The following is an 842-nucleotide window of genomic DNA, read 5'->3' as shown; positions in this document are numbered from 1 at the left end:
TCGACCTCACCGCCCAGGACGCCCTGGAGTGGGAGGGCACTGCGCTCGGCCCCCACTATGCGAAGTCCACCTGGACGAACAGGGTTGCCGTGATCCACCCCAACGACCTCGACCCCCGCATGCGCGCCCAGCGGGGCCGCTTCCTCGTCGGCGGCCTGACCGCCAGCTATCCCGATCGAACCATGACGTTCAAGGGAAAGCGGCTCACCGCACAACAATTGGACGCGACTTCCAACCTCAGTATCTTTTTCCCTAAGAATGCAGCCCCCGGTGTCAAGTGGCCAGCCAAAGCTTGGACCGTGCGCATCAAGAAGGAATGGAAACGCGGGCTACGTTACCGCCTGAAGGCTCTGGATAGGCCGATCACAATGGACAGTATGTATCCGCCGATCGGCGAAGTGCGCAGATTGGCGCTACGGGAAATCGGCAAATTAACCCGGACGTATTCGGTCCCGGCAGCCTGAACGCTACCGGCCGCCGCGGACGGTTCGGTGCGACGGGACAGTTCCGGCGAGGAAGTCTTACATTGGCGGCATAGTGCCACCGATGTGCCATCGCGCCTGAGACTGTGCCACGACAGTTCGCCGTCGAAGGACAGTTCGCCTGGGGCAGACAGGAAAGATCCTCGAAAGACTGGCCAACGCGGGCAGGGGCATGCCAACGTAGACGACCTTGCAAGAAACCCCAGGTCAGAGAGGTGATTGCCCGTGACCGTGGCTCCCGTAAGCCCTGGATTCTCCACGAACGTAGAGGCCCTGCGACTCCGTGAGTGGCAGCTCGGTCCCGGCCAGCCCACGCTCGTCATGGACCAGTTCTCCGCGGAGGACTTCCACCTCATCGTG

The 842-nt window shown here is 62.4% G+C and carries 1 protein-coding gene; it reads left to right on the top strand.

Annotated elements, in window-relative coordinates:
• Positions 1 to 464 (top strand): hypothetical protein (locus tag CCN56_RS43725; RefSeq protein WP_179200162.1); only part of this gene is annotated, 464 nt, incomplete at its 5' end.
• Positions 465 to 842: the final 378 nt, after the last annotated feature.

The organism is Streptomyces sp. NRRL B-24572 (assembly GCF_002156145.1).
Classification (GTDB): Bacteria; Actinomycetota; Actinomycetes; order Streptomycetales; family Streptomycetaceae; genus Streptomyces; species Streptomyces vietnamensis.
Note: the sequence above shows the minus strand (reverse complement) of the source record. Positions and strands in the feature narration are given on the sequence as shown.